The organism is Marinobacter shunpengi (assembly GCF_045449695.1).
Classification (GTDB): domain Bacteria; phylum Pseudomonadota; class Gammaproteobacteria; order Pseudomonadales; family Oleiphilaceae; genus Marinobacter.
Map to the genome: position 1 here is coordinate 100965 of NZ_JBJJKZ010000016.1, position 26985 is coordinate 127949.

Genomic DNA, 26985 nt, shown 5'->3' on the forward strand with positions numbered 1-26985 from the left:
CCATGGCTCGCGTCATTGCCGTGACCAACCAGAAAGGCGGAGTGGGCAAGACCACCACCTGCGTCAACCTGGCGGCATCCCTTTCGGCCACCAAACGTCGTGTCCTGCTGGTGGATATGGACCCCCAGGGTAACGCCACCATGGGCAGCGGTGTGGACAAGAACGGCGTCGAGCGGTCCGGCTTCGATGTGCTCACCAAGCGTTCCGGCGCCGATGTGGTGATCATGCCGGTGGAGAGCGCCGGCTTTGATCTGCTGCCGGCCAATGGTGACCTCACTGCCGCGGAAGTGGAGCTGATGAACGAGATCGGCCGGGAGCACCGCCTGCGGTTGTGCCTGAACGCGGTGCGTGAGAACTACGACTACATCCTGATCGACTGTCCGCCCTCCCTGAACCTGCTCACCGTCAACGCCCTGTCCGCTGCTGACACCGTGCTGATCCCCATGCAGTGTGAGTACTATGCCCTGGAAGGTCTGGCGGCGCTGATGAACACCATCGAGCAGATCAAGGAATCGGTGAACCCCGACCTGCAGATCGAGGGCATCCTGCGCACCATGTACGATCCCCGCAACAGCCTGACCCTGGATGTCTCCGGCCAGTTGTCCGAGTATTTCGGCGACAAGGTCTACAAGGCGGTGATTCCCCGCAACGTGCGGCTGGCGGAAGCACCCAGCTATGGCCTGCCGGCGCTGAAGTACGACCGTGCCTCCAAGGGGGCCGTGGCCTACCTGGCCCTGGCCGGTGAAATGGTGCGTCGCCACGGCAGCCAGAAGGCCCAGGGCACGGTGGCGGTGTAACGCGTTGGTGGTAATGCACCGGCGGTGTAACATAGGGCGCCTTACGACAAGTCGAATTTCTCACTGTGGATAAATGACAACGACCATGGCGGCAAAAAAACGAGGATTGGGTGAACGGGGCCTGGGTGCCCTGCTGGCAAACTCCCGGGTCAACCTGGATGAGGAGCCCAGCAACCACGACGGTGAACTGCGGGACATTCCCATCGACCTGATCCAGCGTGGTCGTTACCAGCCCCGTCGTGACATGGACCCCGCGGCGCTGCAGGAACTGGCCGACTCCATCCGGCAGCAGGGCGTGATGCAACCGGTGGTGGTGCGCCCCATCCAGGAAGGTCGCTACGAGCTGATCGCCGGTGAACGCCGCTGGCGTGCCGCCCAGATGGCCGAACTGGACTCCCTGCCCGCCATCATCCGGGCGGTGCCGGACGAAGCCGCCATTGCCATGGCGCTGATCGAGAACATCCAGCGGGAAAACCTCAATCCCATCGAGGAAGCCTTTGCCCTGCAACGCCTGCAGGACGAATTCGGCCTGACCCAGGCCCAGGTGGCCGAGGCCGTGGGCAAGTCCCGCACCACCATTACCAACCTGCTGCGCCTGATCGGTCTGTCGGAAGACGTGCGTATCATGCTGGAACACGGCGACCTGGAAATGGGCCATGGCCGGGCCATGCTGTCCCTGCCGCCGGAGCTGCAGCTGCAGGTGGCCCGCCAGGTGGTGGCCAAGTCCCTGTCGGTGCGCCAGACGGAAGCCCTGGTGCGCCGGGTGCAGAACGAGAATCCCCAGAAGAAAAAGAAGAACCAGGGTGAGGTGGACCCCAATATCCGCGCCCTGCAGGATGATCTGGCTGAACGCCTGGGTGCCCGTGTGTCCATCGACCATGGTCAGCGGGGCAAGGGCAAGCTTGTCATCGAGTACAGTTCGCTGGATGAGCTGGACGGAATCCTCGGTCATATCCGCTAATCTGGAACCTCCGTTAAATTTCCCGAGTGAAACAGGATTTCATCGGATCTACCACATATCGTGATGTGATCCAGAATGAGGCACAACTTGTGTATATCGCGCCAGTTTGGTGCCTGAAGTGACCAAAAAACCACCAGAATTTCGCAGTACGTGAGTTGAACAGCTTTCGGTTAACACATATAATTCCCGCGCTTGGAATGGCGGCAGGTTTTTCGTGATGGCAAGGTCCGGACATCGTCTCAACCGGGTGCCGCTGCTCCGCTGGCTGGTTATCGAGAGTACAGCCATCGTTGTTATGGCCCTGTTATGGGCCACGCAGGGTCGTTTGGCCGGTTATTCCGCCCTGGTGGGTGGTCTTATTTTTCTGGTGCCAAACACCTGGTTTGCCTACCAGGTTTACAAGGTTGAAGGGGCTCGGCACATGTCCCGGATGGTAGGTAACCTGTTCAGGGCGGAATCTATAAAGATTGCCCTTACCGCAGTGTTTTTTGCGGCCGTTTTCAACTTGATGGAGCCGATCCACGTACCGGCTCTGTTATTCACTTTTGCTGTGATGGTTGTGATGGGTGCAGCCCTGCGCTGGTTCATGCGGCCAACACCACAGCGATGACTGGACGAGACGCAGTATGGCAGCTGATACCCCAGTAGAATATATACGACACCACCTGACGAACCTGACCTATGGCAAGTTGCCGGCAGGTTACGAGCGCGCCGACGGCAGCGTAGTGGAAGAAGCCACCTGGACCATGGCCCGCACCGGCCAGGAAGCCGCCGACATGGGCTTCATGGCGGTGCACGTGGACACCATGGGCTGGTCCATTGCCATGGGCGTACTGTTCCTTGGCCTGTTCCGGTTTGCCGCCAGGAAGGCCACATCCGGCCAGCCCGGTGGTCTCCAGAACATGGTGGAGATGACCGTCGAGTTTGTTCAGGGCATTGTCCGCGATGTCTTTCACGGCAAAAATCCGCTGATCGCGCCGCTGGCCCTGACCATGTTCGTGTGGATCTTCCTCATGAACAGCCTGAAGCTGATCCCGGTCGACTACATTCCCTCCGTTGCCCATGCCATGGGCCTCGAGTATTTCAAGATTGTTCCCACCACCGATCCCAACGGCACCTTCGGGATCTCCATCGGTGTGTTTCTGCTGATCCTGTTCTACAGCTTCAAGGTCAAGGGAGCGGGTGGCTTCCTCAAGGAGCTGTCGTTCACGCCGTTTAACCACTGGGCGCTGATACCTTTCAACCTGGTGCTGGAGCTGCTGGCCCTGATCATCAAGCCGGTCAGCCTGGCACTGCGGCTTTTCGGCAACATGTATGCGGGCGAGGTTGTGTTCATCCTTATCGCTCTGTTACCACTGTGGGTTCAATGGACGCTGAACGTGCCCTGGGCGATCTTCCATATCCTGGTGGTGACCCTGCAGGCCTTTATCTTTACAACGCTGGCTGTGGTTTACCTCAGCGCGGCACACGAAGATCACTGATAACGAAACTCAAACACCCTTAACCATCTGAAAAACTGAGGAGTCATCAATGGAAATGGTATTTATCGCAGCTGCACTGATCATCGGTCTGGGCGCCCTGGGTGCCGGCATCGGCTTTGGTCTGCTGGGTGGCAAGCTGCTCGAGTCCACCGCACGTCAGCCGGAAATGGCGAACCAGCTGCAAACCAAGACCTTCATCATGGCCGGTCTGCTGGATGCGGTTCCCATGATCGGCGTTGGTATTGCGATGTACCTGATCTTCGTTGTTGCTGGTTAATCCGGTCGTTAAGGGCGGGCGCCCCGAAAACGGCGCCCGGTTTTACGGACACCAGGACGCAACGAATAGCTAGAGGTATATCGCCGTGAATATAAACCTTACGTTGATAGGGCAATCGATAGCCTTCGCTATTTTCGTCTGGTTCTGCGTCAAGTACGTCTGGCCTCCCATTACCGAGGCCATGAACGCACGCCAGAAAAAAATAGCCGATGGGCTGTCTGCTGCAGACCGCGCTTCCCTGGATCTTGAGCTGGCACAGGAAAAAGCCGCCCAGGAACTGCGTACCGCGAAGGAAGAGGCCGCTGCCCTGATCGAACAGGCCAACAAGCGGGCCACCCAGATCGTGGAAGACTCCAAGGGCGAAGCCCGGCAGGAGGGTCAGAAACTGATCGACCAGGCCCACGCCGAAATCGAGCAGGAGCGCGTCAAGGCGCGTGATGCCCTGCGTGCCGAAGTGGCTGCCCTGGCCGTCGCCGGCGCCGAGAGGATCCTGGAGAAATCTGTCGATGCCAACGCGCACAGCGAGATGCTGGACAAGCTCGCTGCCGAACTCTAAGCGAGGTTCATCATGGCAGAATTGACAACGCTGGCACGCCCCTACGCCCGGGCAGCCTTCGAGACCGCCCAGAGCCAGGATACCCTGGCCCACTGGTCCGAAGTGCTGACTGTGGCCGGACAGGTGGCTGCCAACAGCGACGTGAAACAGCTTCTCGCGCATCCCGGCGTCGACCGGTCAACCAAGGCAGACATTATTCTGGAGTTTGCCGGTACCGAGGTTTCCGAACCGGTCCGCAACTTCTTCGCCATTCTCGCTGAAAGAGGCCGTCTGGCACTGCTTCCGGAAGTTTCCGAACTGTTCCGCAAGTTCCGTGCGGATCTGGAACGCACTGTCGAGATCGATGTGACCGCAGCCTTCGAGCTGACGGACGCACAACAGCAGAAGCTGGCCGAGGCCCTGTCGAAGAAACTGGAACGGCAGGTAACGCTTTCCACCCAGGCGGATCAGGCCCTGATTGGCGGTGTGGTTGTACGCACCGGCGACATGGTGATCGACGCCTCTGTACGCGGAAAGCTGAATAAACTCGCCGACACACTGGGCGCCTGATTTCAGCACAAGGTTTGAGGACAAAGGCATGCAGCAACTGAATCCATCCGAGATCAGTGACATCATCAAGAAGAGGATCGAGAAGCTCGACATCTCTTCCGAAGCCAAGAACGAAGGCACCATCCTGTCGGTTTCCGACGGCATCGTGCTGATCCACGGTCTCGCCGATGTTATGTACGGCGAGATGATCGAATTTGCCAACGGCACCTACGGCATGGCTCTGAACCTGGAGCGTGATTCCGTTGGTGCGGTTGTGCTGGGTGACTATGAAGATCTGGCGGAAGGCCAGAAGGTCCGTTGCACCGGCCGTATCCTGGAAGTTCCGGTAGGTCCGGAACTGATGGGCCGCGTGGTTGACGGTCTGGGCAATGCCATCGACGGCAAGGGCGATCTGGGTACGTCCCTGACCTCCCCGGTCGAGAAGGTCGCGCCCGGCGTTATCGCCCGCCAGTCCGTTGACGAGCCGGTACAGACCGGTCTGAAAGCCATCGATACCATGGTTCCCATCGGCCGCGGCCAGCGGGAACTGATCATCGGTGACCGTCAGATCGGTAAGACCGCTGTCGCCATCGACGCGATCATCAACCAGAAGAACACCGGCATCAAGTGTATCTACGTAGCCGTCGGCCAGAAGCAGTCCTCCATTGCTGCCGTGGTCCGCAAGCTGGAAGAGCACGGTGCCATGGACCACACCATCGTGGTTGCCGCCGGCGCCGCTGATCCGGCCGCCATGCAGTTCCTGGCACCGTACTCCGGTACGTCCATGGGTGAGTACTTCCGGGATCGTGGTGAAGACGCCCTGATCATTTACGACGACCTGTCCAAGCAGGCGGTGGCCTATCGCCAGATCTCCCTGCTGCTGCGTCGTCCGCCGGGTCGAGAAGCCTACCCGGGTGACGTGTTCTACCTGCACTCCCGTCTGCTGGAGCGTGCGTCCCGGATCAACGCCGATGAAGTTGAAAAGCTGACCAACGGCGAAGTGAAAGGCCAGACTGGTTCGCTGACGGCGCTGCCGATCATCGAAACCCAGGCCGGTGACGTTTCCGCCTTCGTACCGACCAACGTGATCTCCATCACCGATGGTCAGATCTTCCTGGAAACCAACCTGTTCAACTCCGGCATTCGTCCGGCAATGAACGCCGGTATCTCGGTATCCCGGGTCGGTGGTTCCGCCCAGACCAAGATCATGAAGAAGCTTGGCGGTAACATCCGTCTGGCCCTGGCCCAGTACCGGGAACTGGCGGCATTCGCCCAGTTCGCTTCCGACCTTGATGAAGCAACCCGTAAGCAGCTGGAGCATGGTCAGCGCGTCACCGAGCTGATGAAGCAGAACCAGTACAGCCCCATGACCGTTGCGGAAATGGGCACCGTACTGTTCGCAGCTAACGAAGGCTACCTGGATGACGTCGATGTGGAGAAGGTCGTCAAGTTCGAAGCGCAGCTTTTGGACTGGATGCGCTCCGAACAGAAGGAGCTCCTCGACAAGATCGGCGCTGAAGGCAAGTACGACGACGATATCATCGCCGGCCTGAAAGCTGCTCTGGAGAAATTCAAGACCACTCAAAGCTGGTAATTCCTCTGGCCCGCCCTAGTTGCGGGCCAGTTGGTTCACATGAGTGTCTAACTTGAAAAGGCAGTGACTTATGGCCGTCGGAAAAGAAATACGTAACCAGATCGGAAGCATCAAGAGCACGCAGAAGATCACCTCCGCCATGGAAATGGTGGCGGCGAGCAAGATGCGTAAGGCTCAGGAACGCATGCAGGCGACCCGCCCGTATGCGGAGAAGATGCGTCAGGTTATTGGGCACATCGCGCTGGCCAATCAGGATTACCGCCACAGCTTCATGCTGGAGCGTGAGGTAAACCGGGTTGGTTACATCGTGATTTCCTCTGACCGTGGACTGTGTGGTGGCCTGAACAGCAACCTGTTCCGGCAACTGGTCCGTGACATGCGTGACTGGAAAAACAAGGGTGTCGAAGCCGACATCTGTGCAATCGGTCAGAAAGGCGCCTCGTTTTTCCGCAACTATGGCGGCAATGTTGTCGCGGCACTGACCCACCTGGGCGACAACCCCAGCGCTGAACAGCTCATCGGCAATGTCAAGGTGATGCTGGACGCGTTCGAGGAAGGTCGCATCGACCGGCTGTACGTGGTGCACAACGAGTTTGTGAACACCATGACCCAGCAGCCGAAGGTGGATCAGTTGCTGCCCCTGCCGCCGAGCGAAGACGAAGAGATCAGAAATCAGTGGGATTATCTCTACGAGCCGGCCGCGGCAACCATCCTGGATGGCCTCCTGCCACGCTACATTGAATCCCAGGTGTACCAGGGCGTGGTGGAAAACCTGGCCTGTGAGCAGGCTGCCCGGATGATTGCCATGAAGAGCGCTACCGATAACGCTGGCAACATCATTGATGAGCTTCAACTGGCCTACAACAAGGCCCGTCAGGCAGCCATCACCCAGGAAATTTCGGAGATTGTGAGCGGCGCGGCTTCGGTCTGATGCGGATCATGATCCAACTGGTTTTGAAGACTATTGAGATAACGAGGAACCGAGCATGAGTAGCGGACACATCGTTCAGATCATTGGCGCGGTTATCGACGTGGAATTTCCGCGTGAATCCGTACCCAACGTTTATGACGCACTGCTGCTTGAAGGTGGCGAAACAACTCTGGAAGTCCAGCAGCAGCTGGGTGACGGTATTGTTCGAACCATCGCCATGGGCAGCACCGAAGGCCTCAAGCGGGGCCTGAAAGCAGAAAATACCGGCAAACCGATTTCCGTTCCGGTTGGTACCGCCACACTGGGCCGTATCATGGACGTTCTGGGTCGTCCCATCGACGAACAGGGCGAGATCGGCGAGGAAGAGCGCTGGGGTATCCACCGCAAGGCACCGGGCTATGCCGACCAGGCCGCGTCCGCGGACCTGCTGGAAACCGGCATCAAGGTTATCGACCTGATCTGCCCGTTCGCCAAGGGTGGTAAGGTTGGCCTGTTCGGCGGCGCCGGCGTGGGCAAGACCGTTAACATGATGGAACTGATCAACAACATCGCGAAAGAGCACTCCGGTCTCTCCGTATTCGCCGGTGTTGGTGAGCGTACCCGGGAAGGTAACGACTTCTACTACGAAATGAAGGACTCCAACGTCCTTGATAAGGTAGCGATGGTTTACGGCCAGATGAACGAGCCCCCCGGAAACCGTCTGCGGGTTGCACTGACCGGCCTGACCATGGCCGAGAAGTTCCGTGACGAAGGCCGTGACGTACTGCTGTTCGTTGACAACATCTACCGTTACACCCTGGCGGGTACCGAGGTATCGGCACTGCTGGGCCGTATGCCTTCCGCGGTAGGTTACCAGCCGACCCTGGCCCAGGAGATGGGTGAGCTGCAGGAGCGGATCACGTCCACAAAGACCGGCTCCATCACCTCCATCCAGGCGGTTTACGTGCCGGCGGACGACCTGACGGACCCGTCCCCCGCGACCACGTTCTCCCACCTGGACGCGACTGTGGTACTGAGCCGTGACATCGCCTCCAAGGGTATCTACCCGGCGATCGACCCGCTGGACTCCACCTCCCGTCAGCTGGATCCGCTGGTGATTGGTGAAGAGCACTACGAAGTAGCCCGTGGCGTACAGACCAACCTGCAGCGCTACAAGGAACTGAAGGACATCATCGCGATCCTGGGTATGGACGAACTGTCGGAAGATGACAAGCTGACCGTTGCCCGCGCCCGTAAGATCGAGCGTTTCCTGTCCCAGCCGTTCCATGTGGCCGAGGTATTCACCGGTTCTCCCGGTAAGTACGTCTCCCTGAAGGAAACCATTAGCAGCTTCAAGGGTATCCTCAATGGTGACTATGACGACCTGCCTGAGCAGGCCTTCTATATGTGTGGCACCATTGAAGAAGCGGTCGAAAAAGCGAAGGAACTGAAGTCCAAGGGTGACAAGTAAGTCACCCTCCCTTCGCTGACCGACCTGAGAGGCAACTGAGATGGCTATGACCGTACATTGTGACGTCGTAAGTGCCGAAGAAAAGATCTACTCCGGTCTGGTGGAAATGCTGATTGCCACCGGGTCCGAGGGCGAACTGGGCATACAGCCCGGCCACGCCCCGCTGCTGACTGCTCTGAAGCCCGGCGCTGTCCGGATCCTCAAGCAGGGCGGTGAGGAGGAGATCCTGTATGTCTCTGGTGGCTACCTGGAGGTTCAGCCCTCCATTGTCACCCTGCTGGCTGACACCGCTGTCCGGGCCAAGGACGTGGATGAAGCCGCAGCGCTGGAAGCCCAGCGGGAGGCCGAGAAGGCACTGGCAAATAAGACCGGTGAGTTCGAGTACTCCAGGGCCGCTGCCGAACTGGCAGAAGCCATGGCGCAACTCCGTACCCTGCAGAAACTGCGCAACAAGGTACGCTAAGACGTTCCGGTGGAACGTGCTCACCAGGGCCGCATCCGTAGTGGTGGCGATAACAGACGCTCAGTCTGGACAATCGCCAGCGCAATGGCTGCGGCTTTTTTGTTGAAGGGCCCCCCCCAAAGGGACCTCCGTATCAACCAGAGGAATCAGGAACCCGCCATGACTGCCCCCCTGCATGTCATCATCCTGGCCGCCGGTCAGGGCTCACGCATGAAATCCTCCCTGCCCAAGGTGCTCCACAAAGTGGCCGGCAGGCCCATGCTGCACCATGTCATGGATACCGCCAGGACCCTGGGGGCCGAAGGCATCCACGGGGTGATCGGCCATGGCGCCGAACAGGTCAGGGCGGTGACACCAGCGGAGGACGTGGTCTGGGCGCTGCAGGAACAGCAGCTGGGTACCGGCCATGCGGTGGCTCAGGCCCTGCCCGGCGTGCCGGATGGTGCCGTGGTGCTGGTGCTCTACGGTGACGTACCGCTGATCAATCCGGAAACCCTGGTGGCCCTGGTATCCCGGGTCAATGACCAAAGCCTGGGCCTGCTCACCGTCGACCTGGGTAATCCCGACGGCTATGGCCGTATCCTGCGAAACGATCAGGGCCAGGTGACGGCGATCGTGGAGCAGAAGGATGCCAGCGAATCGCAGAAGACGATCCAGGAAGTGAACACGGGTATCCTGGCGGTCACCTCGGACCACCTCAAACGGTGGTTGCCCCAGCTCTCCAACCGCAATGCCCAGGGCGAATACTATCTCACCGACATCATCGCCATGGCGGCGGACGAAGGGCTTACCATCGAAGTAGCCCAGCCGTCCCATGAGGAGGAAGTGCAGGGGGTGAACAACCGCCTGCAACTGGCGGAGCTGGAGCGCTGGTACCAGCAGTGCGAGGCCCGCCGTCTGATGACCGAAGGTGCCACCCTGGCGGATCCGGCGCGGATCGATGTGCGCGGCGAGCTGACCATCGGTCAGGACGTGCTGATTGATGTGAACGTGGTGTTCGAAGGTGACGTTACCCTCGGCAATAACGTCTCCATCGGCCCTAACTGCGTGATCCGCGATGCCCAACTGGCGGATAATGTTACCGTGCACGCCAACTCGGTGATCGAGGGTGCCGTGGTTGCCGAGCAGTGCCAGGTAGGCCCCTTCGCGCGCCTGCGCCCGGGCACCCGCCTGGCCCGGTCCGCCAAGGTGGGCAACTTTGTGGAAACCAAGAAGGCCGACGTGGGCGAGGGTAGCAAGATCAACCACCTGAGCTATGTGGGTGACGCCATACTGGGTCGTAATGTGAATGTAGGTGCAGGGACCATCACCTGTAATTATGATGGCGTAAACAAGTTCCAGACGGTATTGGGCGACAATGTGTTTGTCGGTTCCAATACCGCCCTGGTGGCACCGGTCACGGTGGACGAAGACGCCGTTATCGGCGCCGGATCCACCATTACCAGCCATGTGGATGCGAAGGAGCTGGCCGTTGCCCGCGGTCGCCAGCGCAACATCAAGGGCTGGAAACGGCCGGAAAAGAAAGACTGACCCCCGGTAACAGGACGACATCAATATGTGTGGCATCGTTGGAGCAGTTTCCCAGAGGGACGTGGAAGGTATCCTGCTGGAAGGTTTGAGGCGGCTGGAATACCGGGGCTACGACTCCGCCGGCCTGGCGACCCTGGACAGCAGTGGCCAGATCAACCGGGCCCGGGAACTGGGCAAGGTGGCTGCCCTGTCGGAGGCGGTGGCCGCCCATCCGGCCCCCGGCCATGTGGGCATTGCCCATACCCGCTGGGCCACCCATGGCGAACCTTCCCGCATCAATGCCCATCCGCACATGTCCGGCGAACGGCTGGCCATTGTTCACAACGGTATTATCGAGAACTACCAGACCCTGCGGGACCAGCTCCGGGAGGAGGGATACAGTTTCACCTCCCAGACCGACACCGAGGTCATTGCCCACCTGATCGAAAAGCATTACCAGCAGGAACGTCATCTGTTCCAGGCGGTCAAGGCTGCTATCAGTCAGTTGCGCGGTGCCTTTGCATTGGCCGTGGTGCATGCCGACGAGCCGGACCACCTGGTGGTCTGCCGTGAGGGCAGCCCGCTGGTTGTCGGCGTGGGCATCGGTGAAAACTTCATCGCGTCCGACCAGCTTGCCCTGCTGCCTGTCACCGACCGGTTCATGTTCCTGGAGGAAGGAGACCTGGCGGATATACACCGGGATCGGGTAGTGATCATTGACCGCAGCGGCGAGCCGGTGGAGCGGGAAGTGACCCGCTTCGAGCACGGCCACGACGCCGCCGACAAGGGCGACTATCGTCACTTCATGCTCAAGGAGATCCACGAGCAGCCGGCGGTGATCAAGGCTACCCTTGAGGGTCGCCTGAGTGACGGACGGGTGCTGGAGCAGGCCCTGGGCATCGAGGCGGGTAAACTCCTGAAGGACATCCGCCATGTGCAGATCATTGCCTGTGGCACCAGCTACCACGCCGGCATGGTGGCCCGTTACTGGATCGAGGAACTGGCCGGCGTGCCCTGTTCCGTGGAGGTGGCGTCGGAGTTCCGCTACCGCAAGCACGTGATCCAGCCGGACACCCTGTTCCTGTGCATCTCCCAGTCCGGCGAGACTGCAGACACCCTGGCCGCGCTGCGCCAGGCCAAGAAGGCCGGCTTCCGCGCTGCCCTGGCGATCTGCAACGTACCGGGCAGCTCGCTGGTGCGGGAATCGGACATGGTGGTAATGACCCAGGCCGGACCGGAAATCGGTGTCGCCTCCACCAAGGCCTTCACCACCCAGCTCACCGCGCTGCTGATCTTCACCCTCGCCCTGGCCCGCCACAATGGCCTGCCGGAGGAGAAAGAAGCGGAAATCGTCCAGGCCCTGAAACTGGTTCCCGGCCAGGTCGCCGATGTACTGGCCCTGGACGACTCCATCGCGGAACTCAGTGAAGCCTTCGTGGACAAGAACCACAGCCTGTTCCTGGGCCGTGGCTCCCAGTTCCCGGTGGCCCTGGAAGGGGCGCTGAAGCTGAAGGAAATCTCCTACATCCACGCCGAGGCCTATCCGGCCGGCGAGCTCAAGCACGGCCCCCTGGCCCTGGTGGACAGCGAGATGCCGGTGGTCACCGTGGCGCCCAACAATGACCTGGTGGAGAAGCTCAAGTCCAACCTGGAGGAAGTCCGGGCCCGGGGCGGCGAGTTGTTCGTTTTTGCCGACCGCGAGGCCGACGTGAAATCCGAGGAAGGCATCCACGTCATGCAGATCCCGTCGGTCCACCCGATTACGGCACCGATTGTTTTCACCGTACCGCTGCAGTTGCTGTCATACCATGTGGCGGTACTCAAGGGCACCGACGTGGATCAGCCGCGGAACCTGGCCAAGAGCGTTACTGTCGAATAAACCGATAGCCAGGGGGCCCGCAACGGGCCCCTTGAAATCCGCCTTCCCCGACCCCTAGATTGCCAATGGCTGCTGCAGTAGCTCAGGCGGTAGAGCAACTGACTCGTAATCAGTAGGTCGGGGGTTCGACTCCCCCCTGCAGCTCCACCCATCGGCCCGCTGTTCCTACTTGCTATTCTGGTGGAATCGCACCTCTCGGCTATCCGGTTCCGGTAACCGTCCGCTGACGACCCTGGCCAGGAAGGCCGTGAATATCAGGGCGAGCACCACGGCAGGTCCAGCCGGGAGGTCGTAGAACGCCGACAGGCCAAGCCCGATGCCCTGGCCCGCGGCGGCCGCCAGCATCGCCTGCCAGAGTGGCCTGCCCCCGTGATGGCAGATCAGCAGCGGCGTGGCGATCAGGCTGGCAAACACCACGTAGATGCCCGCCATCTCCACCGTCAGGGTGACCGACAGGGCGAACAGGACCAGGAACAGCCTGTCCCGAAATCCCTTACCGGGTAGGAGCTGCCAACCCAGTACCGCCAGCGTCACCACGGCCAGTGGCACCAATGACTGGCCGGTCACCCACAGCAGGTCCCCGTCCAGGGTCCGGGCCAGGGCCTGAGCGCCGTGGGGATCGCTGCTGACCAGCAGGGTCGCCAGGCTGGCGCCGGACACGTAGAGCAGGCCGATGGTGGCCTCCCGGTGGGCCGGCAGGTACCGGAGGATCAGGTGGACCAGGGCAACGGCCAGTAGCGCCAGGATCAGGCTGCTCACCGGAATGCCCAGCACCACTTGTTTGGGGACAAGACGGTTGCCGGCCAGTGAGCCCAGTGCGGCCCACTGGGCGATGGCCAGATCGGCGAACACCATGCCCCGGGACAGCACCCGGTGCCCCAGGGGCACCAGGCATATCGCCATCAGGATTCCTGCCGCCAGGGGGGCAGCCAGCCAGGCCCAGTGTTCAGGCGTCATCAGCCAGGCCTTCCAGTTGCCCGATGAGATGGTCGATCAGGTCCGGCAGGGTTTTCGTTGGAGCCTCATCCGTGACTGTGGACGGCAGCACCAGAACAGGCAATCCGGTTTGCTCCGACAGCCAGCGGGCCGGGCGGTCATCCTGATAGGTGGCCACCAGGATCCCGTCTGCCTGCTCCAGCCGGTCATGGCCCAGTACCCCGCTCAGGTGCGAGGCACTGGGGGGCAGGCCGGGCTTGGGTTCCAGGTCGATCACCGGCTCCACTCCCAGCCAGCGCAGCAGGTAATCGAAGCTGGTGTGCTGGACCACTATTTCCAAACCACCGAGTTGCCGCGCCGCCTGTCGCCACCGGTCCCGGTGAAGGTTCCAGTCCACCCGCCAGGACAGGTAACGCCGCTGGATGTCGGAGGTACTGTCCGGCGCCAGTTGGCCCATGCGACTGGCCAGGGCTTCGGCAATCACCGGCACCGCATCCGGGTTCAGGTGCACATGGGGATCGCCCTCCGGATGCACGTCGCCCATGCTGCGATCCACATGGTCGTGGGACTGGTGCAACGGCACCTGCTCCGCAGCATAGAACAGCCCGGGGCCGCCTTCCTGTACCTGCCGGTTGGCGGATTTCTGGAGCAGTGTTGGCAGCCAGCCCACTTCCAGGGACGCCCCGGTGCAAACCACCAGGTCGGCCCGACGCACGGCGGCGATCAGGCTGGGCCGGGCCTCCACATAGTGGGGGTCCTGCCAGGCGGTGGTGGCTACGGTAACGTCGGCGTCCGGCATCAGTGACCGGGCCAGGTCGCCCCACTCAGGCTCGCAGGCGAACACGTTCAGGCTGGCCTGGGCGGCTGGCGCAACGAGCGCCAGCACCAACCCCGCCAGCCATCCTTTAGAAGCCATGGGCACCGTGCTCCCCGAACGACATCACGTACTGCAGGGTGACAGTATTGTCCGCTTCCTCAAAGCCGTAGGCATCCTGGAAGGTGTACTGCAGCCGCAGGGTCGAGAAGTGGGAGTGTGACCAGGCCAGCATGATGTCGGTCTCCTCCAGTTCCTGATCGTGGAAGTGGTCGCCATGGGCTTCTTTGAGATCCACTTCGCCATAACGCACGCCGGCGGACCACTGGGGCGCAAACTGGTAGACCGCCGAGGCGTACCAGCCTTCGTGGACATCATCGGAGCTGGCGTACTCGTTCAGGTCGTCAGCGTAGAGATACTCGCCACTCAACGTCAGTTGCTGTTGGCGGGTGTTGCCCCGGGGGGACCATTTCCACACCAGGTCCGCCATGTAGAGGTTTTCGCCGGTGTAGGAAGCCCCATGGCTGTGGTCGTGACCCTCTTCATGTTCGTGCTCATGGTCATGACCAGCGCCTTCCCCACCATGGATCTGGCGGTTACGTACCCAGGACAGCCCCGCCTGCCAGCTCTGGCTGGTGGAGATATCACCGCCGAACCGGGTATTCACGGTGTACACCCCGATATCCTCTTCACCTTCGGAGAGGCGATCGCCGTCGAAGGCTTCCGCACCGATCTGCCAGTAGAACGGGGTTGGTAACAGCATGTTGAGACGCACACCGTCGTCAAAATAGTGGCTGCCGAGCATGGCGCGATAGGCCGCCGGGCGCTCCACGAAATCATCTTCATGCAAATGCCGCCCGTTGAGATAACCCACCTGGGACAGGAAGCGGCCACCACGCATGCTCAGGTTCCAGGGCATGCCGGTGGTCTGGATGAAGGCTTCCTCCAGTTCCAGTTCGGTCTCGCCGTCATGACTTTCCAGGACAGCGGTCATACGTCCCTCGAACAGGTCGTCGATGGGCGAGGACAGGGACAGCTCAGTATGGCCCAGCCCGAAGCCCTCGTCCCGGTGGGACAGGGCGGTGGTGTTCTGTTTGTAGTAACCGTCCAGCACTGCGCTGATATCCGGGTTCAGCTCGTTGGCCAGGGGCGCGGTCAGTGGTGCGAGGGCCAGCGCGAGTGCGCTGGCCACGGAATGGCTGTGTTTCATGGTCGTTCCTTACTGCTCAGTGGTCATGGTCGTCGTGGCTGTGATCGCCGTCGGCCAGGCCGAGCCACACCAGCCCGGACGCCTCGAAGTCCAGGTTCAGGGTGCGGACGATCCCGCCGTCATGGCTGTCGATCTCGGTAATGGTGCTGGCGTTGGGGTCCAGCAGGTACAGGCGGTCATCGGCGGCGGAGGTGGTGATGGAGGGCGCGGCGGCGTCTTCCCCCAGGGCGCCGGTTACCGTAATGGTATGGGCCAGGGCCCAGTTATCCCCGGGGTGGAAGAGGCGCAGGTCGCCATCGTCGCCCAGCACATAGAACACCTCTCCATGAGCGTCGAACCCCTGCGCCACAAGGCCCACGCCGGCGCCAAGGGTCAGCTCCCGGTAGGGATCGGCGCTGGCTTCCGCGTCAATCACATACAGCTGGTCGCCAGCGATACCCACCAGCTCCTCCACTGCATGATGGCTTGCGAGGGTGCCGATCCGGCTGTCCGCCGCCAGCGAGTCTGGGTTGTCCAGCTTGCTGGCCGGGTAGGTGGTGTCGTGCAGGTCGATGACCAGCACGCCGTCACCGCAGCCGAAGGCCAGCGTATGGTCATTGGCGGCGGCGCCGTGGAGGAGCGGGCATTGCTCCCCATAGCGGGTTTCAAAGCTGAAGCTGTCACCGTCGAAGCTGTAACGCTCCACTTCCGCCGGCAGGGTGGTGTCGGTGATGGACGGGTCCCGGTAGGTGACGAACAACTGGTCGCCGATTAGCTTGGCCACCCCGTGCATGGCGTTGTCCCGGCCCAGGCTGGCCAGTGTGGTGCTATCCATCAGCGAGGCGTCGGACAGCGCCGTCACTTTTGAGCTGGCCACCCCGTCTTCACCGTCAAAGAACACCACGCCGCTGTCTGCTCCCAGGGAATAGTGCGTGGGCCGGCGGTCGTTCAGGGTCAGGCTCAGCATGGTGGGGGTTTCGGCGTACTCGTGCATGTGATCACCGTGATCCTCCACGTACAGGCCGCCGTCCAGGAAGGACACCAGGTCGTCCTCCCGCTGGATCACCACGGCGTAGCGGTATCCGGGGCTATGGGATAGCCGCGGTGCTTCACCGGCGAGCGGGACGGTTTCCAGCAATGTGCCGTCGTCCACTTCGAAGACCTTGAGGGCGCCGGCACCGGCGTCGTAGGTGGCCAGTCGCCCGGTGCTGTCGATCTCCTCGTGCGCATGGTCGTCGTCGCTATCGTCGGAATCGGATCCACTGTTGCCGCCTCCGCAGCCAGCCAGGAGCAGGGTGGTTGCTGCCAGGGCAATGGCCAGGCGCAGCGGGTTGTGGGCGAATGGTGGGGTCAGTTTTGTCATGGAAAACTCCTTTTACGTTATAACGTTGCTTTTATCGATTGAATAGAAAGTCAGTCGAGGCGGATATGGAACAGCGGTTTGCCGACGGAGGTTGGTGAATCGGCTTGTTCCTCGTGTGGCGGATTAAGGTCTTGTCTGATCAACAACGAATGTTATGTTATAACATAATTAACGTAAAGCCCGATTCGGGCACTTTGGTGTGAGAGGAGTGAGAAAACATGCAGGAAAACAGCAATCGACTACCGGTAACCGTCCTGTCCGGTTTTCTCGGGGCCGGTAAGACCACGGTGTTGAACCATATCCTCAACAATCGGGAAGGCCGCCGGGTGGCGGTGATCGTCAATGACATGAGCGAGGTCAACATCGACGCTGCCCAGGTCCAGCAGGAAGTCACCCTGAACCGGGCCGAGGAAAAGCTGGTGGAGATGAGCAACGGCTGCATCTGCTGCACCCTGCGGGAGGACCTGCTGGTGGAGGTGCGCCGCCTGGCGACTGAGGGCCGGTTCGATTACCTGGTGATTGAGTCCACCGGCATCTCAGAGCCGCTACCGGTGGCGGAGACCTTTACCTTTGCCGATGAAGACGGCATCAGCCTGTCGGATGTGGCCCGGCTGGATACCATGGTGACCGTGGTGGACGCGGTGAATTTCCTGAAGGACTATGACGAGGCGCTGTCCCTGGAAGAGTCCGGCGAAAGCCTGGGCGAGGAGGATGAACGCAGCGTGGCGGACCTGCTGGTGGACCAGGTGGAGTTCAGCGATGTCATCCTGGTGAGCAAGACCGACCTGGCCAGTGAGCAGGACCTCCACCGCCTGACCGGGGTGCTGCGCAGTCTGAACACCGAGGCGGAAATCCTGCCCATCCGCCAGGGCGATGTTGCCCTGGACAAAGTCCTCGGCACCGGGCGCTTCAGCTTCGAGCGGGCCCAACTGGCGCCGGGCTGGTTGGTGGAAATGCGTGGTGAGCATATCCCGGAAACCGAGGAATACGGCATTGGCAGCTTCGTCTACCGGGCCCGCCGGCCGTTCCACCCCGCCAAGTTCTTCGAGTTCCTCAACCAGCCCTGGCCCACCGGTCGCCTGATCCGTTCCAAGGGCTACTTCTGGCTGGCCACCCGGCCAGAGTTTGTAGGCCAGTGGAGCCAGGCAGGTGGCATCGCCCGTCACGGCTTTGCCGGTATGTTCTGGAAGGCGGTGCCGGAAGAGCACTGGCCCGAAGACGAGGAATATCGCCAGGCCATCATGGCCCACTGGGAGGAACCCTTCGGGGATATGCGCCAGGAACTGGTGTTTATCGGCCAGAACCTGGATGAAGCCACGGTGCGCCGGCAACTGGATGACTGCCTGCTGGACGACGGGCAACTGGTGGCGGGCAAGGACTTCTGGCAGACCCTGAACGATCCGTTTCCCGCCTGGCGTTAAATGGGATGGGGGCTATACCGCCCCATCCCTCACATTCTCCATCACCACAAACGTACTCGTCTGCAACACGTGGGGCAGCGCCGAGATCTGTTCCCCCAGAACCTGCCGGTACTCCGCCATGTTGCGGGTGCGCACCTTCAGCAGGTAGTCGAAGTTGCCTGCGATCATATGACACTGCTCCACGGCGGCGATCTGACGGACGGCCTCGTTGAAGGCGGCCAGGGCCTTGCTGCTGGTGTCATTGAGGGTGACCTGGGCGAAGGCGATGTGGCTCAGGCCCATGCGGGTCTGGTTCAGCAGCGCGGTGTAGCCGGTGATGTAGCCCTGTTCCTCCAGCCGGCGCATGCGCACCTGGCAGGGGGTCTTCGACAGCCCTACCCGGGAGGCCAGTTCGGTAATGGTGATGCGGGCGTTCTTCTGCAGCTCGCGCATGATGGAATGGTCGATGCGGTCCGGCTCTGTCATATGGCCTCGTTCGTGGTTAATGAGAGACACCCGATGGAAACCGGAGGCCAATTCCCTGCGTACCGTTCCATAGCGTTCTAGACTGAAGTCAGTGCAGGTGCGATGGCAGGCAGCCCCGGATCGGCAACCCGATCACCGGGTGTAATCAGATCATTTTTCCTGTTATCCCGGAAACTGAAGTCTTTATTGTAATTCAGACTCGGTAAAAACGGGACATTTAACGGATGTATAAAATTAATACAGGAAAATGGTCTGACGCCCTATCGGTAGAATGCCTGCAAGAGAGACAGATGACGATGAGGTTACCGTTATGAAACCGCAGCAGTCAGACAAACCGACACTGGCCGAAAGCCGCCAGGCTGTCCGCAACTACTATCTCGCCGATGAGTACGAGGTGATTCGTGAACTGATTGCGGATGCCGGCCTGTCGCCGGAGGAACGCCGTGCCATCTCCGACCGGGCCGCGGACCTGGTGCGGGATGTGCGGGCCAACGCCCGCTCCACCATCATGGAAAAATTCCTGGCGGAGTACGGCCTGACCACCAAGGAGGGCGTGGCGCTGATGTGCCTGGCGGAAGCCCTGCTGCGGGTGCCGGACAACATGACCATCCATGCCCTGATCGAGGACAAGATCACCTCCGGCAATTGGAGTGCCCATGTGGGCAAGGCGTCGTCCTCCTTTATCAACTCCACCACCGTGGCGTTGCTGATGACCAGCAACCTGCTGAAGGATTCCGAGCGCCAGAGCGTGGGCGACACCCTGCGCAAGATGGTCAAGCGCATGGGCGAGCCGGTGGTGCGCACCGTCGCCGGCCAGGCCATGAAGGAAATGGGCCGCCAGTTCGTGCTGGGCCGGGATATCGAGGAAGCCCACAAGGAAGGCAAGGACTATGTGGCCAAGGGCTACACCTACTCCTATGACATGCTGGGCGAGGCCGCGCGAACTGACGCCGACGCCCTGCGCTATTACGAGGCCTACGAGAACGCCATCGATTATATCGCCCAGTTCTGTGACGGCGATGTGCGTAAGAACCCCGGTATCTCGGTCAAGCTCTCCGCCCTGTTGGCACGCTACGAGTACGGCCAGCATGACCGGGTGATGAAGGAACTGATGCCCCGTGCCCTGAAACTGGCGAAGAAGGCCGCAGCGGCCAATATGGGTTTCAATATCGATGCCGAGGAACAGGACCGGCTGGACCCGTCCCTGGATGTGATCGAAGCCATCCTGTCCGATCCCGACCTGGCCGGCTGGGAAGGTTTTGGTGTGGTGGTACAGGCTTTCGGTAAGCGTGCGCCACAAACCCTGGACTGGCTCTATGCCCTGGCGGAGAAGCTGGACCGCCGCATCATGGTGCGGCTGGTGAAGGGGGCCTACTGGGACGCCGAGATCAAGCGTGCCCAGGTGATGGGGCTCACAGACTTCCCGGTGTTCACCCGCAAGGCCTGCAGCGACGTGGCCTACCTGTCCTGTGCCCGCAAGCTGGTGAACATGGCGGATCGCATCTACCCGCAGTTCGCCACCCATAACGCCCACTCGGTATCCGCCGTGCTGGAGATGACCCGCACCGCCGGGCTCGACAACTACGAGTTCCAGCGCCTGCACGGTATGGGGGAGTCCCTCCACAGCCAGGTCATGAAGGATAGTGGCGTGCCCTGCCGGATCTACGCGCCGGTGGGCAAGCACAGTGACCTGCTGGCCTACCTGGTGCGCCGGCTGCTGGAGAACGGCGCCAACAGCTCGTTCGTCAACCAGATTGTCGACACCCGCATTACCCCGGAAGAGATTGCCCGGGATCCTATCGAGACGGTGGAATCCCTGGGCCGCGATCTGTCCAGCAAGGCCATCGTCAAGCCGGCCAACCTGTTTGGCGAGAAACGCCGTAACTCGAAGGGCTGGGATATCACCGACCCCGTGACCATCGGGGAGATCGACCGTGGCCGCGGGCAATACCGGGAGCATCGCTGGAAAGGCGGTCCGGTGGTTGTCTCGGACGTTATCGGCACGGAAGTGCAGGTGGTGCGCAACCCGGCCAACCCGGAGGATCTGGTCGGCTACGTGACCCAGGCGTCCCCGGACGATATCGACGCGGCCATCAACGCCGCGCAGGCCGAATTCAGTAGCTGGTCCGCCCTGTCCGCCGCTGAGCGTGCCGCCCGGGTTCGCCGGGTGGGGGACCTGTATGAGGAACACGCCCACGAGCTGTTCGCCCTCACCACCCGGGAGGCGGGCAAGTCCCTGCTGGATGCCGTCGCCGAGATCCGGGAGGCGGTGGATTTCGCCCAGTACTACGCCAACGAGGCGGAACGCTACGAAGGCAGCGGCAATCCCCGTGGGGTGATGTGCTGCATCTCGCCCTGGAACTTCCCGCTGGCGATCTTCACCGGCCAGATCATGGCCAACCTGGCGGCCGGTAATACCGTGGTGGCCAAGCCGGCGGAACAGACCTCGCTGCTGGCCAGCCGGGCCGTGGAGCTGATGCATGAGGCGGGAATTCCGAAGGCGGCGGTTCAGTTGCTGCCGGGCACCGGCGCCACCGTGGGGGCGGCGCTGACCTCCGACGCCCGCATTGCCGGCGTCTGCTTTACCGGTTCCACCGCCACCGCCCAGCGCATCAACCAGGCCATGACCGACAACATGGCACCGGACGCCCCCCTGGTGGCGGAAACCGGTGGCCTTAACGCCATGATCGTGGACTCCACCGCCCTGCCGGAGCAGGTGGTGCGGGATGTACTGGCATCGTCGTTCCAGAGCGCCGGCCAGCGCTGCTCGGCCCTGCGCATGCTGTATGTGCAGAAGGACATTGCCGACCACCTGCTGGAGATGCTCTATGGCGCCATGGACGAACTGGGCATCGGCGACCCCTGGCTGCTGTCCACGGACGTGGGGCCGGTGATCGACGACAACGCCCGCAAGAAGATCCAGGACCATTGTGATAAATTCGAGCGGGACGGCAAGCTCCTCAAGAAAGTGCCGGTACCGGAAGGCGGGCTGTTCGTGTCCCCTGCCGTGCTCAAGGTCAGTGGTATCGAGGAGATGGAAGAGGAAATCTTCGGCCCGGTGCTCCATGTGGCCACCTTCGAGGCGAAGGACATGGACAAGGTGGTGGATGCCGTCAATGCCAAGGGCTACGGCCTGACCTTCGGTATCCACAGCCGGGTGGACCACCGGGTGGAGCGGATCGCCAACCGCATCCATGTGGGCAACACCTACGTCAACCGCAACCAGATCGGCGCCATTGTCGGCTCTCAGCCCTTTGGCGGCGAGGGCCTGTCCGGCACCGGTCCCAAGGCTGGTGGACCGCAGTACGTTCGCCGTTTCCTGCAGGGACCGGTCAAGCAGGTGCCGGCGGATACCAGCGCCAGCACGGTGGATGCCAAGGCCCTGCAATCGTTGATTGCTTCACTGGACAAGGCGCCGCTACCGGGGCCCAGCGAACGGATGGCCCACCTGGTGCCGATCCTGGGCGAGGCGCCGGCTCCCCTGGATGACCAGACAGAGGAATTGCCCGGCCCCACGGGCGAGCTGAACCGGCTGTCCAACCATCCCCGTGGTCTGGTGCTTTGTCTGGGCCCGGACCGGGGCACCGCCCTGGAACAGGCGGCAACCGCCCTGTCCCAGGGTAACCGGGTCGTGGTGATCGCACCGGGGGTTGAGGAAACCCTGGCGCAGGCGACTGACGCCGGCCTGCCGGTGGTGGGTTGTGACGGTCTGCTGGACCCGGAGGCCCTGGCCACGGTGGACGGTTTCCACGCGGTAGTGAGCTGTGCGGAAACGGATCGGCTGAAGCGGTACCGCCAGGCCCTGGCCAAACGGGATGGCGCCCTGCTGCCACTGATCACCGAGCATACCCTGGATCAGCGCTATGTGATCGAGCGTCACCTGTGTGTGGATACCACGGCTGCCGGGGGCAACGCCAGCCTGATCGCGGCCTCGGAATAGATCCGGAGCGGGAGCAGGGAGTGCTCCTGGCTTTCCGTTTACTCCGCCATTAAGGTGGTAGGCCATCCCCCGATGCACCGCTGCCCGGAGTACCGGATCCCCCATGGCCTATCTCAGCCTGTTCTTTGTTGCCTTTGCCGCTGCCACCTTCTTTCCGTTCCAGTCTGAAGCCCTGCTGGTGGGATTGCTGGTGTCGGATGCCTATTCCATTGCCGGCCTGCTTCTGGTCGCCACCGTAGGCAATGTGCTGGGTTCGGTGGTGAACTGGTATCTGGGCCTGTACATCGAAAAGTTCCGCTACCGCAAGTGGTTCCCGTTCAAGGCCCGCACACTGGAAAAAGCCCAGGTTCACTACCATCGGTGGGGCCACTGGTCCCTGCTGATGAGCTGGGCGCCGTTCATTGGCGACCCCCTCACCCTCATTGCCGGTATCATGCGGGAGCCCTTCTGGCGTTTCCTGGCCATTGTCACCCTGGCTAAGGGCGGGCGTTACCTGATCACCGCCATGCTGACCTTTGGCTGGCTCAATAGCTGATCTACCAGGTATCGCCTGCTGTCCTCCCGATAGATGGCGGCACCGTTTTGGTGCGTCTGAATGCCGCAATGAGATCGACATCGCACGAAAGTTCACCGATATCAAGCACATTTGCGATTGCTTCTGGTAATATGCGCCCGCCTCGTAAAAGATCCTATCTATAGAAGTGATAGACAAATGCCATCGACCGTGTTCGGCGGTTTTACCGCCAATTTCCTGGGCAAGGCGCCCACCTGGTACAAGCAGCTGATCCTGTTGTTCCTGATCATCAACCCCATCGTGGTGGTGATGTTCGGACCGGCGGTGGCGGGCTGGCTTCTGGTGGGCGAGTTCATCTTTACCCTGGCGATGGCGCTGAAGTGTTACCCGTTGCTGCCCGGCGGCCTGCTGGCGGTGGAGGCTATCCTGGTGGGCATGACGTCACCGGAGGCGGTCTACCATGAGCTGCTCACCAACTTCCCGGTAATCCTGCTGCTGATGTTCATGGTGGCGGGCATCTACTTCATGAAGGAGCTGTTGCTGGTCACCTTCACCCAGATCCTGGTGGGGGTTCGTTCCAAGTCCGCCCTGTCGCTGCTGTTCTGTGCCGCGGCGGCGGTACTGTCCGCGTTCCTGGATGCACTGACAGTAACGGCGGTCATCATCAGCGTTGCGGTGGGCTTCTATTCGGTTTACCACAAGGTGGCTTCGGGCAAGGGTTACCAGCACAAGGACCACAACGCCGACAGTGATGCGGAGGTGATCGAACTGCACCGGGAAGACCTGGAGCAGTTCCGTGGCTTCCTGCGCAGCCTGCTGATGCATGGCGCCATTGGTACCGCCCTGGGTGGCGTGGCCACCATGGTAGGCGAACCCCAGAACCTGCTGATCGCCAAAACCGTGGGCTGGGATTTCAAGAGCTTCTTCGAGCACATGGCACCGGTGAGCCTGCCGGTGCTCGGCGCCGGCCTGTTCACCTGCTGGGCGCTGGAGAAACTGCGCTGGTTCGGTTACGGCACCCGTCTGCCCAAGCCCGTACGGCGGGTACTGGAAGAGTTCGCGGACAACGAGAAGGCCAAGCGCACCAAGGCCGACGAGGCTGCCCTCTGGATCCAGGCCTTTGCCGCCGGGGTGCTGGTGGTGGGTCTGGCCTTCCACCTGGCTGAGGTGGGTCTGATCGGCCTGCTGGTGATCATCATCATTACCTCCTTTACCGGGGTGACCGACGAGCACCAGATCGGCAAGGCCTTCCAGGAATCCCTGCCGTTCACCTCCCTACTGGTGGTGTTCTTCGCCGTGGTGGCGGTGATCCACGACCAGCACCTGTTCAAGCCGGTGATCGAATTTGTGCTGGACCTGCCGGAGAGCCAGCAACCGGGCATGTTCTTTATCGCCAACGGCCTGCTGTCCATGATCAGCGACAATGTGTTCGTGGCCACGGTCTACATCAGTGAGATCAAGCAGGCCCTGGACGCCGGCGCCATCAACAACGAACATTTTCAGACCCTCGCCATCGCCATTAACACCGGCACCAACCTGCCCAGCGTGGCCACCCCCAACGGCCAGGCGGCGTTCCTGTTCCTGCTGACCTCCGCCATCGCGCCGCTGGTGCGGCTGTCCTATGGTCGCATGGTGGTGATGGCGTTCCCCTACACCATCGTCATGGGTACGGTAGGCCTGATCAGTGTGATCTATCTGGTCTGATGGCCACCGGAGGGCCTACCATACTGCTGGAAGGGTGCGCCTGAACCCTATGCTCGGAGGGTGACGGCAGGGCAACACGGTTCTGCGTGATCAGAAAACGCCCTGCCGTCATCTCCGCAAGATTCGGGTCGGCCGCCACGGGGAGACTCCCTATCATCGATTCTGAACCGGCTATCAGCCGACGATTCCGTCATCGATGAAAGGAGCTCCAGCCATGAATATCCTGTCCAATAAAGTTGCCATTGTTACCGGTGCCAGTGCGGGCATCGGCTATGCATCAGCCCGTCTGTTCGCCCGGGAAGGGGCCTCGGTGGTTGTTGGCGCCCGTCGTCAGCAGGAGCTGGAGGCCCTGGTCCGGGAGATCGAGGCGGAAGGTGGCCAGGCCGTGGCGCTGGCGGGGGATGTGCGGGATGAAGACTATGCCCGGGCCCTGGTGGACATGGCCACCAGGGCCTTTGGCGGCCTTGATATCGCCTTCAATAACGCCGGTGTGCTCGGCGCCATGGGGCCGGCATCCGATATGTCCCGGGATGACTGGGATGAGGTGCTGACCACCAACCTGACCGGCGCCTGGCTGGGGGCGAAGTATCAGCTACCGGCCATGGTGGCCCGGGGTGGCGGCTCGCTGTTATTCACCTCATCGTTTGTCGGCCATACTGCGGGTATGCCGGGCATGGCCGCCTACGCTGCCAGCAAGGCCGGCCTGGTCGGACTGACCCAGGTGCTTGCCGTTGAGCACGGCGCCCAGGGCATCCGGGTTAACGCCCTGCTACCGGGGGGCACGGATACCGATGCGGCACGCACCTTTGCCGATTCACCGGAGGCAATGGACATGGTGCGGGGGCTGCACGCCCTGAAACGGATTGCATCGCCGGAAGACATTGCGCAGTCGGCGCTGTACCTGGCGTCGGACGCCGCCTCGTTCACCACCGGTTCGGCCATGCTGGTGGATGGTGGCGTTTCCGTGAACAGAATGTGAGGGACGTGATGATGTCGGACTATGCGCGTATCGAACAGGCCATTACCTATCTGGTTGGGCAGGCGGGCAGTCAGCCGACGCTGGAGCAGGTGGCGGCACACGTAAACCTGAGCCCCTATCATTTCCAGCGGTTGTTCACCCGTTGGGCCGGCACCTCTCCGAAGCGCTTCCTTCAGGTGCTGACCCTGGAACACAGCAAGGCGTTGTTGTCGGAATCCCGCTCGCTGCTGGACACGGCGCTCGACATCGGTCTCAGTGGTGGGTCGCGGTTGCACGACCACTTTGTCCAGCTTGAAGCGGTGACCCCCGGTGAATTCAAGACAAGGGGTGAAGGGCTGCGTATCAGCTATGGTGTCCATGACACGCCTTTCGGAGACCTGCTGGTGGCCCGCACCGACCGGGGTGTGTGCCGGGCCGCCTTTCTCGACTACTCCGACCTGAATACTGAACTGGCACAACTCAGGTCAGACTGGCCCGCAAGCACGCTGGTAGAGGATCCTGAGGCTACCGAGCCGGTGGTGGCCCGGATGCTGGGCAGGCCGGAGGAGCAGGCGGAAGGCCCCATCTCCATCCGGGTGTCCGGTACCAATTTCCAGATTGCCGTCTGGCGTGCGCTGATGAACATTCCCTACGGCGCGGTGGTCAGCTATGGGGATATCGCCCGCTCCCTGGGATACCCTAGCGCCTCACGGGCGGTGGGCAACGCTGTTGGGGTGAACCCGGTGGCCCTGCTGATTCCCTGCCATCGGGTGATCCAGCAAAGCGGCGCTCTTGGTGGTTACCGTTGGGGGCCGAACCGCAAGCGGGTGATCCAGGCCTGGGAGCGTTTGCGGACCGAGCCGGAAACGGCGGTGTCCTGATCGCTTCATGGCCAATCTTATGGCGATCGGTGTCAGTCACTTGTTGGGAGCGAATATCCCGTATATAGTGACAATGTCCTTGGCTGAATACCAAATGTAGTGATCAAAGTGTCGCCATCTGGTATCGGGAATCCGGTGAGAATCCGGAACTGACGCGCAGCGGTATTGGGGAACGAGTGGGCATTACGACACTGGCACGCACGCCGGGAAGTCGCCCGCAAGGCCGAACCGAGAGGTTCAAGCCCCTGAGTCCGAAGACCTGCCCTGGACAGAATGTCGAGCCTTCGCGTTTAAAGGTGAGCAGATAGATTCTTGCGGACGACCCTATTAATCCCCTCTCCCCTGGCGGGAGAGGGTTAGGGAGAGGGGGATGG

General features: G+C 61.6%; 24 protein-coding genes, 1 tRNA gene and 1 riboswitch. Of the genes, 20 read left to right on the forward strand and 5 right to left on the reverse strand.

Annotation, left to right across the window (positions count from 1 at the left end; translation table 11 throughout):
- Positions 1-2 precede the first annotated feature (2 nt).
- From ACJO2E_RS15060 to ACJO2E_RS15125, 14 genes are all read left to right on the forward strand, one after another.
- Entirely contained in the window at positions 3-797 is a 795-nt protein-coding gene (locus tag ACJO2E_RS15060) for a ParA family protein (RefSeq protein ID WP_328190213.1), read from the forward strand.
- A gap of 85 nt (positions 798-882) precedes the next feature.
- Positions 883-1758: a ParB/RepB/Spo0J family partition protein gene (locus tag ACJO2E_RS15065; protein WP_406964905.1), complete on the forward strand. Its 876-nt coding sequence runs from the start codon at positions 883-885 to the stop codon at positions 1756-1758.
- Between the two features lie 217 nt (positions 1759-1975).
- Positions 1976-2368, forward strand: coding sequence for an ATP synthase subunit I (locus ACJO2E_RS15070; RefSeq protein ID WP_406964906.1), 393 nt, complete (start codon positions 1976-1978; stop codon positions 2366-2368).
- A 16-nt stretch (positions 2369-2384) separates the two neighbouring features.
- Complete coding sequence (gene atpB, locus ACJO2E_RS15075) at positions 2385-3239, forward strand: F0F1 ATP synthase subunit A (protein WP_406964908.1); 855 nt, start codon at positions 2385-2387, stop codon at positions 3237-3239.
- 49 nt (positions 3240-3288) lie between these two features.
- The gene (atpE, locus tag ACJO2E_RS15080; protein ID WP_091850834.1) at positions 3289-3516 is read left to right on the forward strand and encodes a F0F1 ATP synthase subunit C; all 228 of its coding nucleotides are present in this window, start codon (positions 3289-3291) and stop codon (positions 3514-3516) included.
- Between the two features lie 85 nt (positions 3517-3601).
- Complete coding sequence (locus tag ACJO2E_RS15085; protein WP_406964911.1) at positions 3602-4072, forward strand: F0F1 ATP synthase subunit B; 471 nt, start codon at positions 3602-3604, stop codon at positions 4070-4072.
- A 12-nt stretch (positions 4073-4084) separates the two neighbouring features.
- Positions 4085-4621, forward strand: coding sequence for a F0F1 ATP synthase subunit delta (locus ACJO2E_RS15090; RefSeq protein WP_406964913.1), 537 nt, complete (start codon positions 4085-4087; stop codon positions 4619-4621).
- 28 nt (positions 4622-4649) lie between these two features.
- Complete coding sequence (atpA, locus tag ACJO2E_RS15095) at positions 4650-6194, forward strand: F0F1 ATP synthase subunit alpha (RefSeq protein ID WP_406964914.1); 1545 nt, start codon at positions 4650-4652, stop codon at positions 6192-6194.
- Between the two features lie 70 nt (positions 6195-6264).
- Positions 6265-7125, forward strand: coding sequence for a F0F1 ATP synthase subunit gamma (gene atpG, locus ACJO2E_RS15100; protein WP_406964915.1), 861 nt, complete (start codon positions 6265-6267; stop codon positions 7123-7125).
- A 55-nt stretch (positions 7126-7180) separates the two neighbouring features.
- Positions 7181-8575, forward strand: a complete 1395-nt coding sequence (gene atpD, locus ACJO2E_RS15105) for a F0F1 ATP synthase subunit beta (protein ID WP_406964917.1) — start codon at positions 7181-7183, stop codon at positions 8573-8575.
- A gap of 40 nt (positions 8576-8615) precedes the next feature.
- On the forward strand, positions 8616-9038 hold the full coding sequence (locus ACJO2E_RS15110) for a F0F1 ATP synthase subunit epsilon (protein WP_406964918.1): 423 nt from the start codon (positions 8616-8618) through the stop codon (positions 9036-9038).
- 159 nt (positions 9039-9197) lie between these two features.
- Positions 9198-10568, forward strand: a complete 1371-nt coding sequence (gene glmU, locus ACJO2E_RS15115; protein ID WP_406964919.1) for a bifunctional UDP-N-acetylglucosamine diphosphorylase/glucosamine-1-phosphate N-acetyltransferase GlmU — start codon at positions 9198-9200, stop codon at positions 10566-10568.
- Positions 10569-10593: 25 nt separating this feature from the next.
- Positions 10594-12426, forward strand: coding sequence for a glutamine--fructose-6-phosphate transaminase (isomerizing) (gene glmS / locus ACJO2E_RS15120; protein ID WP_406964921.1), 1833 nt, complete (start codon positions 10594-10596; stop codon positions 12424-12426).
- Between the two features lie 71 nt (positions 12427-12497).
- Positions 12498-12573: transfer RNA gene (locus ACJO2E_RS15125), tRNA-Thr, on the forward strand.
- An 18-nt stretch (positions 12574-12591) separates the two neighbouring features.
- Here the strand turns inward: ACJO2E_RS15125 and ACJO2E_RS15130 are convergent.
- Genes ACJO2E_RS15130 through ACJO2E_RS15145 form a run of 4 tightly spaced genes read right to left on the reverse strand, consistent with a single transcriptional unit; the run spans position 12592 to position 16728 of the window.
- The gene (locus tag ACJO2E_RS15130) at positions 12592-13383 is read right to left on the reverse strand and encodes a metal ABC transporter permease (protein WP_406964922.1); all 792 of its coding nucleotides are present in this window, start codon (positions 13381-13383) and stop codon (positions 12592-12594) included.
- A complete protein-coding gene (locus ACJO2E_RS15135) occupies positions 13373-14278 on the reverse strand; it encodes a metal ABC transporter substrate-binding protein (protein ID WP_406964924.1) in 906 nt (301 codons plus the stop codon). Before ACJO2E_RS15135 ends, ACJO2E_RS15130 begins: the two co-directional genes overlap by 11 nt.
- Positions 14268-15386, reverse strand: coding sequence for a hypothetical protein (locus tag ACJO2E_RS15140; protein ID WP_406964925.1), 1119 nt, complete (start codon positions 15384-15386; stop codon positions 14268-14270). Before ACJO2E_RS15140 ends, ACJO2E_RS15135 begins: the two co-directional genes overlap by 11 nt.
- A 16-nt stretch (positions 15387-15402) precedes the next feature.
- Positions 15403-16728 (reverse strand): hypothetical protein, encoded by a 1326-nt coding sequence (locus ACJO2E_RS15145; RefSeq protein WP_406964926.1) that lies wholly within the window; start codon positions 16726-16728, stop codon positions 15403-15405.
- A gap of 218 nt (positions 16729-16946) precedes the next feature.
- Between ACJO2E_RS15145 and zigA the strand changes: the two genes are divergently transcribed.
- Positions 16947-18149 (forward strand): zinc metallochaperone GTPase ZigA, encoded by a 1203-nt coding sequence (gene zigA, locus ACJO2E_RS15150; protein WP_406964927.1) that lies wholly within the window; start codon positions 16947-16949, stop codon positions 18147-18149.
- 12 nt (positions 18150-18161) lie between these two features.
- Here zigA and ACJO2E_RS15155 read toward each other — a convergent pair whose 3' ends face one another.
- Entirely contained in the window at positions 18162-18614 is a 453-nt protein-coding gene (locus tag ACJO2E_RS15155) for an Lrp/AsnC ligand binding domain-containing protein (RefSeq protein WP_406964929.1), read from the reverse strand.
- A gap of 310 nt (positions 18615-18924) precedes the next feature.
- Between ACJO2E_RS15155 and putA the strand changes: the two genes are divergently transcribed.
- The 5 genes from putA (at position 18925) to ACJO2E_RS15180 (ending at position 26611) form a co-directional block, all read left to right on the forward strand.
- Positions 18925-22554, forward strand: a complete 3630-nt coding sequence (gene putA, locus ACJO2E_RS15160) for a bifunctional proline dehydrogenase/L-glutamate gamma-semialdehyde dehydrogenase PutA (protein WP_406964930.1) — start codon at positions 18925-18927, stop codon at positions 22552-22554.
- 103 nt (positions 22555-22657) lie between these two features.
- Positions 22658-23089 (forward strand): YqaA family protein, encoded by a 432-nt coding sequence (locus ACJO2E_RS15165; protein WP_406964931.1) that lies wholly within the window; start codon positions 22658-22660, stop codon positions 23087-23089.
- Between the two features lie 177 nt (positions 23090-23266).
- The gene (gene nhaB, locus ACJO2E_RS15170; protein WP_406964932.1) at positions 23267-24772 is read left to right on the forward strand and encodes a sodium/proton antiporter NhaB; all 1506 of its coding nucleotides are present in this window, start codon (positions 23267-23269) and stop codon (positions 24770-24772) included.
- Positions 24773-24986: 214 nt separating this feature from the next.
- Positions 24987-25751, forward strand: a complete 765-nt coding sequence (locus ACJO2E_RS15175) for an SDR family oxidoreductase (protein ID WP_406964934.1) — start codon at positions 24987-24989, stop codon at positions 25749-25751.
- A gap of 11 nt (positions 25752-25762) precedes the next feature.
- On the forward strand, positions 25763-26611 hold the full coding sequence (locus ACJO2E_RS15180) for a methylated-DNA--[protein]-cysteine S-methyltransferase (protein ID WP_406964935.1): 849 nt from the start codon (positions 25763-25765) through the stop codon (positions 26609-26611).
- A gap of 89 nt (positions 26612-26700) precedes the next feature.
- Positions 26701-26892, forward strand: a riboswitch (cobalamin riboswitch).
- Positions 26893-26985: the final 93 nt, after the last annotated feature.